Origin of the sequence: Rodentibacter rarus (assembly GCF_001998965.1) — a bacterium.
Lineage (GTDB): Bacteria > Pseudomonadota > Gammaproteobacteria > Enterobacterales > Pasteurellaceae > Rodentibacter > Rodentibacter rarus.
In genome coordinates, this window is the sequence record NZ_MLHJ01000010.1 from 1 (window position 1) to 7,581 (window position 7,581).

Consider the following 7,581-nt stretch of genomic DNA (forward strand, 5'->3'; position numbering starts at 1 on the left):
GCACCGAATGTGCTGAATCATAATTTAACAGTAACAGCGCTCAATCAAAAATGGGTAACGGATGTCACCGAATTTCACGTTGAGAAAGAAAAACTCTATTTTTCACCGTTGATGGACTTGGCTGACCGAGAAATTATAGCCTATAGTTTTGCAACAAGCCATGCTAGAACAAGGGCTTAGCAAGCTTAAACCAACCGATTATTCACAGCGACCAAGGCGTATTGTGTGGCTCTAAGGGATGGGTAAAAATATTAGAGAGGGTAAAGCCGTGCGAAGTATGAGCCTCAGAGGAAGTGGCTACGATAATGCGGTGATTGAAAGTTTCTTTGCAATATTAAAATCCGAGTGCTTTTAGTCACGTACCTATACCTCAATTGCTGAATTGCAGGTAGAAATTGAAGAATATTTGGTGTATTACAACCAAAAACGAATTAAACTGGATTTAAAAGGATTGAGCCCGGTACAATACCGAACTCAATATTTAAGTTAATAACCTGTCCAACTTTTTGGGGGCAGATCACTTTTATTATTCACAGAGAACTTTAAATTTTCACCACCACTCGTCCACGGACCTCTCCGTTTAATAATTTAGACGCAGTTGGAATAACCTCATCAAGTGCGATTTCTTGGGTAATTTTTGTAAGCAGTTCATCATTAATAATTTCGCTTAGACGTTGCCATGCTTGAACCCGTTGCGATTTTGGACACATTACGCTATCAATTCCCTTAAGGGTAATACCACGCAAAATAAAAGGGGCAACGGTTGCCGGAAAATCTAAACCTTGCGCCAAGCCACAAGCAGCCACAACGCCGCCATATTGAGTATAGGCACAAACATTGGCAAGGGTATAACTACCCACACTGTCAATTGCTGCTGCCCAGCATTCTTTCATTAACGGTTTGCCTTTCTCGCTTAATTCGGTACGGTCAATAATTTCAGCTGCCCCTGATGAAATTAAATAATCGCTTTCCGCTATTCGCCCTGTTGAAGCGATAATGTGGTAGCCTAATTTCGCTAAAATCGCAATGGCAAAACTGCCCACTCCGCCATTTGCGCCTGTCACTAAAATCTTTCCGTTTTCAGGCGTAATGCCTTGCTGTTCCAACGCATTCACGCAAAGCATTGCGGTATAACCTGCCGTACCAATACTCATTGCTTGTTTTGCTGTTAAAACTGATGGTAAAGGAATAAGCCAATCGCTTTGTAAACGGGCTTTTTCTGCCAAACCGCCCCAGTGTTTCTCTCCCACGCCCCAGCCATTTAACAAAACCTGATCGCCAACGGCAAATTGACCGCTTGAGCATTCAAGAACCGTCCCGACCAAATCAATTCCTGCAATCATTGGAAATGAATGCACCACAGGGCTTTTACCGGTAATCGCAAGGGCGTCTTTATAATTTAGCGTGGAATAACTCACTTGCACCAACACATCGCCTTCAGGGAGATCTTTTTCATCTACACGAGTTAAATTGGCGGTATATTGTTCATCTTGTTTATTGATAAGAATGGCTTTAAACATTTTTTGCTCCATTTGGTAAGATTGAAATAAAATAATCAAAAAAAAGCGGTTAAAGGTTCAGTGCTTTTTTGTAATTTGGCTCGCATAACTGCCTCTTCCCACCCAATCCAAAAGAAAAAAGCCAGTTGTTTTACATCACATTGTTCGGATAATTCGCCAACTGCTTGAGCTTCACAAAAACATTGCTCAAATTTACCTTGCCAACGAGCAAAAATATTATTAAGTAAAAGGTCATAACTTTGCGGTAAATAAAATAGTGGCTTCTTTTGCCACATTGCCCACCAAACAGCCACGTGTAAAATCAAATTTCGTCATTCCCACTTTGGCATTTTCGTAAAAAGCACGAATACGCTCTAACGGTGAAAGCGATTTATCATCTAAAAATTTATCTAATTTACGATTGAAATAGTCAGCATAGCCTTCAATAACCGCTTGCCTAAATTCTTCTTTATTTTTGAAATAGTAGTCAAATGATCCTTTGGGTACGCCTGATTTTTTCAGCACACTATCAATATCGGCAATCATATAGCCTCGTTCAGTGAGCAATTCAATACCTGTTCGGATAAGGCGTTTTTGGGTGTCTCGCTCAACCGGATTTTTAGCAGGACGCCCTCGTTTTTTTTATTTTTTGTTCCATATTCCCTCATTTTAAACCATTTGGTCCAAATTAGATTAGACCTATTGGTTTATATTGTTAATTAAGATAACTTGATTTTTATAAAATCTCAGTATAATCCCATCGCACTTTCCCACTCACTCAAAAATTAGACAAAGATCAAAGCAAGTGCATTTTTTGCAAGACAAAAAAACAAAATAGCTTTATCATAGCTCGCAGTTTAGGTTCGCCTAGTACACATTTTTATTAACTTAAAGAGGAAAACAAAAATGGCAAAAATCGTTAAAGTGATTGGTCGTGAAATCATCGACTCACGCGGTAATCCAACTGTTGAAGCAGAAGTTCATTTAGAAGGTGGTTTTGTAGGTTTAGCCGCTGCGCCATCAGGCGCATCAACGGGTTCTCGTGAAGCATTAGAATTACGCGATGGTGACAAATCACGTTTCCTAGGTAAAGGTGTATTAAAAGCAGTTGCAGCAGTTAACGGTCCTATCGCAGATGCATTAGTGGGTAAAAATGCTTTAAACCAAGCTGAGATCGACCAAATTATGATCGACTTAGATGGTACAGAAAACAAATCAAACTTTGGTGCTAATGCTATCTTAGCGGTTTCATTAGCTAACGCAAAAGCGGCTGCTGCCTCTAAAGGCTTACCGCTTTACGCTTACATTGCCGAACTCAACGGTACACCGGGCGTTTATTCTATGCCATTACCAATGATGAACATCATCAACGGTGGTGAGCATGCAGACAACAATGTTGATATTCAAGAATTTATGATCCAACCGGTAGGGGCAAAAACATTGCGTGAAGCACTTCGTATTGGTGCGGAAGTATTCCACAATCTTGCAAAAGTATTAAAAGCAAAAGGAATGAGCACGGCTGTTGGTGATGAAGGTGGTTTTGCACCAAATCTTGCTTCTAACGCTGATGCCCTAGCTTGTATCAAAGAAGCGGTAGAAAAAGCAGGTTATGTATTAGGTAAAGATGTAACTTTAGCAATGGACTGCGCTTCTTCTGAGTTCTATAACAAAGAAATCGGCAAATATGAAATGAAAGGCGAAGGTCGTTCATTCACTTCCGAAGAATTCACGCATTATCTTGAAGAGCTTTGCAAAGAATATCCAATCGTTTCTATTGAAGACGGCCAAGATGAGTCTGACTGGAACGGTTTTGCATATCAAACCAAGGTATTAGGCGACAAAGTGCAATTAGTCGGTGATGACTTATTCGTTACTAACACCAAAATCTTAAAAGAAGGTATCGAGAAAGGTATCGCAAACTCTATCTTAATCAAATTCAACCAAATTGGTTCTTTAACTGAAACCTTAGCGGCAATTAAAATGGCGAAAGACGCCGGCTATACTGCGGTGATTTCTCACCGTTCCGGTGAAACCGAAGATGCGACTATCGCTGATTTAGCAGTGGGTACGGCAGCAGGTCAAATCAAAACCGGTTCTATGAGCCGTTCTGATCGTATTGCAAAATACAACCAATTAATCCGTATCGAAGAAGCATTAGAACGTGCAGGTACCCCGGCTGCGTTCCCAGGTTTAAAAGCGGTTAAAGGTCAAGCCTAATCGTTGGTTAATTTAAACTGAAATCGCACCGCACTTTTACAAGAAAGTGCGGTGTTTTTCTATCGTGTTTTCGTTATTATCATAAAAAAATAACCAATCAAAGGATAAGCTCAATGAGTAAAATCTTACTGAATGAACCTTGGCTACGTTGGGCAATTGAAATTCAAAGTTTGGCACAAAATGGCTTGACATATTCAAAAAATATCTATGATCTTGAACGTTACGAACGTTTACGCAGCATTTCAGCAGAAATGCTAAGCTATAAAACCGCGATCCCACTTGAAAAAGTAAAAAATCTTTTTTGTTACGAAGAAGGTTACCAAACCCCCAAATTAGATACACGTGCCGCTATATTTCAACAAGACAAAATTCTATTGGTCCAAGAAAATGACGGGATGTGGTCATTACCTGGTGGTTGGGTGGATGTGTTGGAAACTATTTACAGCAATACAATAAAAGAAGTAAAAGAAGAAGCTGGACTAGATGTACAACCCGAATTTATTATTGCTATCCATGACCAACATAAACATAATTATCCCCTCTTTGCCTATCGGGTTCTCAAAACATTTGTGATGTGTAAGCAACTTGGTGGTAACTTTCGTGCAAATAGTGAAACACTAGCGGCAGATTACTTCACATTAGGCAATCTTCCAGTAATAAATACGGAAAAGAATACCCAAGCACAAATAGAGATGTGTTTTCAAGCTTATAATAGTGAACATTGGCAAACTCTGTTCGATTAAGGAATATTTATGTTGCAATTAGTTTTAGAAGACGAGCTTTTTCTCGGGCAGCCCAAACAAGTTGGTACACATTCTACGGTTTATGATCACTTTGCGGTGATGTTTGAAGATGACGGTGAAACCGGTTATTTTTATGCGATGGATATGCGTCAAAACGGCCAGCCTATTGTCGATGTGTTGCACGTTTATAATGTGGATTCCACTTCAAATCATCACGAAGCCCGGAAATTGGAAATTTGTTGGGATGAAAGCGGTTATTTAGCTTTGCTTTTAATTAACGGTTATCCCCATGCGGTATTTGATTTTGCCCGTTTAGTCGGTTATAACAGTAACAAATATCCGCAACCGAATTTAATGAGCCTGTGGACACGAGAAGAACTGACCAACGATAAAGCCGAGCAATGGCTTGGCGTGAAAACCATCAAATAAATGAAATTTTATCGCAATCTTCAGCCTTTCAAAGTCATTAGCTTTGATTTAGATGATACCCTTTATGATAATCATGATGTCATTCGTCGTGCGGTTTCACGCTTTGTGCAATTCACTCAAGCGCTCAGTCAATGCCCAACGTTTGAAACAGAGTGGTTGGATTGGAAAGACCGTATTGCACAAGAAAATCCACTTTTAAGCGAAGATGTGACGAAGTGGCGAGAAGAGGCGTTACGCCAATTTTTAAAGGCGCAGGGAAAAAATGTAGCTGAAATTGACCGCACTTTATCGCACGCCATGGAAGAATTTTTACATTGGCGTCACCAAATTGATGTTCCCCAAGCATCGCTGAGGGTATTAAATCAATTAAAAACACATTATAAACTCTGTGCTATTACCAATGGCAATGTAGATCCTTTACGCATTGGATTATCTCAATTTGAGCTGATTTTACGGGCAGGTGAACATGGCAGAGCAAAACCTCATGAAGATCTGTTCCATAAAACTGCACGCTATTTCAATGTTTTGTCACAGGAAATTTTGCATGTGGGCGATAATTTAACCACAGATGTTCAGGGGGCAATTCAAGCAGGTTGCCAAGCGGTATGGATTAATCTATCGGATAAACATCTCGTTGATTTTCCACAAGCAACCCTGTTACCCACTTTAGAAATTAACCATTTAACTGAATTATTATGGCTATGAAAAAGAAAAATCAAATTCTTGTCACCCTTTCCATTGTGGCTTTATTAGGCGGCTGCTCGGAAGAAGAAGTACAACGAGATGTGTATCACTCTCTTGAAGACTGTCTTGCAGATTGGAAAAAAATTGAGTTATGCGAGGCAGATAAAAATACGGAAAATGTACAAGCTATGCCTGCTAATGAGCATGCCCAGCCTCAACAAAACACCAATTCGCTTTCTGGTTTAGGGTTACGCAATCAGGGTGAAAATGCCAATACAGTCAATGATGAATGGCAAAACGCTAATCAAAATAACTCAACAACAGACGCCAACAATACAAATGGTGAAACCACGGCCAATGCCGAAAGCCGTGATCCTTCCTTGGGGGCGGCGATTGCCGGTGGTGTTATGGGGTATATGGCGGCCCGTGCGATCAGTAATTTCTTAGGCCCAAGCTATCATCCAAGTAACCGTGCGGTTTCTACCCCGACAGGGCAGGTGATCCAACCGCAAACCAACCGTTCTGTGGGCAAACCTATGTTGGTAAAAGGCAATGCAGGAAGTATGAACAGCAAACCGGTTTCACGAGGCGGTTTTACCAGCCCAAACAATTCAAACCGCAGTAGCGGAGGCTAATATGAAACGTGTAACCGGTTTTCCAACCCGCCCTGATATGGTGAAACAACTGCTTGATGTCGGGTTTGATTACTACAATTTGCCTTCCAGTGATGGTTCTCATTATTGGTCGGATAATGTCGCCTATGAATTTACTTTGGCGGAAATTGATCGCATTGAAGATACCACAAATGAACTGCACGCCATGTGTTTAGATTTTGTTGCTAATGAAATTAAACAGGGTGATTATGCCCATTATCGTTTCACCGATTGGCAAAAGCAGTTGATTGAAGATGCGTGGCGTAAGCAAGCGCCTTATTTATATGGCCGTTTTGATTTTGGCTATGATGGCGAAAATTTGAAAATGTTTGAATATAACGCCGATACGCCCACCTCTTTATTAGAGGCGGCTGTTGTGCAATGGCAATGGTTAGAGCAAATCGAAGGGCTTCATCATCGTGACCAATTTAATTGGATTCACGAAGAGTTACTTAAACATTTCACCTTTCTCAAACAACAAAGTGGAAAAAATGATTTCTATTTCAGTGCTATGCAAGAAGCCGGACGGGAAGATTGGGGTAATTTAGATTATCTTGCCGATGTGGCTTACAATGCCGGGTGGAACATTCATCAACTTGCAGTGGAAGATATCGGCTATAATAAAGCAAGCAAAGAATTTGTCGATTTAAACGATGCACCTATTGAGATGCTGTTCAAACTCTATCCTTTAGAATGGTTAAGCGGCGCGGAATTTGCTCAACATATCCCGACTGCAAACACGCATTTTATTGAGCCGGCTTGGAAAATGCTATTAAGCAACAAGGCATTACTTGCTAAATTATGGCAGCGTTATCCAAATCACCCGAATTTACTGCCGGCTTATTTCAACCCATTTGATATTACCGACCAAAATGCGATTTGGGTGAAAAAACCGCTGCTTGGTCGGGAAGGGGCGAACGTATTCTATTATGAGAAAAGTAATGGCATCGAGTTTGCCGCTAAAGGGAGTGAACATTCAGCATTTTACGATACCTCCGGCTATATTTACCAACAAAAATTTGAATTACCCAATTTTGACGGCATGTATCCCGTCATTGGTTCTTGGGTCATTGGCGATGTGGCTTGCGGTATAGGATTGCGTGAGGATTTCACAGCAGTGACAGGCAACGATAGCCATTTTGTACCGCATTATTTTGTGCCGTAGGGAAAATATTTTGTACTAAAAGAATACAAAACAAAGTGATCTGCCCCCTAAAAGTTGGACAGGTTATTAACTTAAATATTGAGCTCGGTATTGTACCGGGCTCAATCCTTTTAAATCCAGTTTAATTCGTTTTTCGTTGTAATACACCAAATATTCTTCAATTTCTGCCTGTAATTCAGCGATTGAAGTAT

Annotated in this window: 10 protein-coding genes and 2 pseudogenes; 8 read left to right on the forward strand and 4 right to left on the reverse strand. The window is 40.5% G+C overall.

The features are described 5' to 3' along the window. Together BKK50_RS12215 and BKK50_RS13175 are read left to right on the forward strand one after the other, a co-directional pair. A pseudogene (locus BKK50_RS12215) lies at positions 1-180 on the forward strand (hypothetical protein); the annotation flags it as partial. A 193-nt stretch (positions 181-373) separates the two neighbouring features. Further along, a complete protein-coding gene (locus BKK50_RS13175) occupies positions 374-490 on the forward strand; it encodes an IS3 family transposase (RefSeq protein ID WP_077414689.1) in 117 nt (38 codons plus the stop codon). Positions 491-542: 52 nt separating this feature from the next. Here the strand turns inward: BKK50_RS13175 and acuI are convergent, their stop codons facing one another. Genes acuI through BKK50_RS12765 form a run of 3 tightly spaced genes read right to left on the reverse strand, consistent with a single transcriptional unit; the run spans position 543 to position 2,084 of the window. Continuing rightward, the gene (acuI, locus tag BKK50_RS01615; RefSeq protein WP_077414691.1) at positions 543-1,520 is read right to left on the reverse strand and encodes an acrylyl-CoA reductase (NADPH); all 978 of its coding nucleotides are present in this window, start codon (positions 1,518-1,520) and stop codon (positions 543-545) included. Between the two features lie 35 nt (positions 1,521-1,555). Next, the gene (locus tag BKK50_RS13180) at positions 1,556-1,795 is read right to left on the reverse strand and encodes a TetR family transcriptional regulator C-terminal domain-containing protein (RefSeq protein WP_425272385.1); all 240 of its coding nucleotides are present in this window, start codon (positions 1,793-1,795) and stop codon (positions 1,556-1,558) included. Beyond that, positions 1,752-2,084, reverse strand: coding sequence for a TetR/AcrR family transcriptional regulator (locus BKK50_RS12765; protein ID WP_279625568.1), 333 nt, complete (start codon positions 2,082-2,084; stop codon positions 1,752-1,754). Before BKK50_RS12765 ends, BKK50_RS13180 begins: the two co-directional genes overlap by 44 nt. Positions 2,085-2,405: 321 nt before the next feature. Between BKK50_RS12765 and eno the strand changes: the two genes are divergently transcribed. The 6 genes and pseudogenes from eno (at position 2,406) to BKK50_RS01650 (ending at position 7,390) form a co-directional block, all read left to right on the forward strand. After that, positions 2,406-3,716, forward strand: coding sequence for a phosphopyruvate hydratase (eno, locus tag BKK50_RS01625; RefSeq protein ID WP_077414693.1), 1,311 nt, complete (start codon positions 2,406-2,408; stop codon positions 3,714-3,716). A 113-nt stretch (positions 3,717-3,829) separates the two neighbouring features. After that, entirely contained in the window at positions 3,830-4,459 is a 630-nt protein-coding gene (locus tag BKK50_RS01630; protein ID WP_077414695.1) for an NUDIX hydrolase N-terminal domain-containing protein, read from the forward strand. Between the two features lie 9 nt (positions 4,460-4,468). Further along, positions 4,469-4,888 (forward strand): DUF2251 domain-containing protein, encoded by a 420-nt coding sequence (locus BKK50_RS01635; protein WP_077414697.1) that lies wholly within the window; start codon positions 4,469-4,471, stop codon positions 4,886-4,888. Beyond that, positions 4,889-5,593 carry an HAD-IA family hydrolase gene (locus BKK50_RS01640; RefSeq protein WP_077414699.1) on the forward strand — a complete coding sequence of 235 codons (705 nt, stop codon included), beginning with the start codon at positions 4,889-4,891 and terminating at the stop codon, positions 5,591-5,593. A 317-nt stretch (positions 5,594-5,910) separates the two neighbouring features. Then, positions 5,911-6,207: pseudogene (locus BKK50_RS13185) on the forward strand (hypothetical protein); the annotation flags it as partial. Position 6,208: 1 nt separating this feature from the next. After that, entirely contained in the window at positions 6,209-7,390 is a 1,182-nt protein-coding gene (locus tag BKK50_RS01650; protein WP_077414701.1) for a glutathionylspermidine synthase family protein, read from the forward strand. 66 nt (positions 7,391-7,456) lie between these two features. On the opposite strand, the gene BKK50_RS01655 is transcribed toward BKK50_RS01650, so the two are convergent. Beyond that, positions 7,457-7,581: IS3 family transposase (locus BKK50_RS01655; protein WP_143529723.1), on the reverse strand; the 125-nt coding region annotated here is incomplete at its 5' end.

What these genes read in the sequence shown, in the direction of transcription:
- acuI (WP_077414691.1), bottom strand. Translation starts at nt 1,520, where the DNA reads ATGTTTAAAGCCATTCTTATCAATAAACAAGATGAACAATATACCGCC.
- BKK50_RS13180 (WP_425272385.1), bottom strand. Translation starts at nt 1,795, where the DNA reads ATGTGGCAAAAGAAGCCACTATTTTATTTACCGCAAAGTTATGACCTT.
- eno (WP_077414693.1), top strand. Translation starts at nt 2,406, where the DNA reads ATGGCAAAAATCGTTAAAGTGATTGGTCGTGAAATCATCGACTCACGC.
- BKK50_RS01630 (WP_077414695.1), top strand. Translation starts at nt 3,830, where the DNA reads ATGAGTAAAATCTTACTGAATGAACCTTGGCTACGTTGGGCAATTGAA.
- BKK50_RS01635 (WP_077414697.1), top strand. Translation starts at nt 4,469, where the DNA reads ATGTTGCAATTAGTTTTAGAAGACGAGCTTTTTCTCGGGCAGCCCAAA.
- BKK50_RS01640 (WP_077414699.1), top strand. Translation starts at nt 4,889, where the DNA reads ATGAAATTTTATCGCAATCTTCAGCCTTTCAAAGTCATTAGCTTTGAT.
- BKK50_RS01650 (WP_077414701.1), top strand. Translation starts at nt 6,209, where the DNA reads ATGAAACGTGTAACCGGTTTTCCAACCCGCCCTGATATGGTGAAACAA.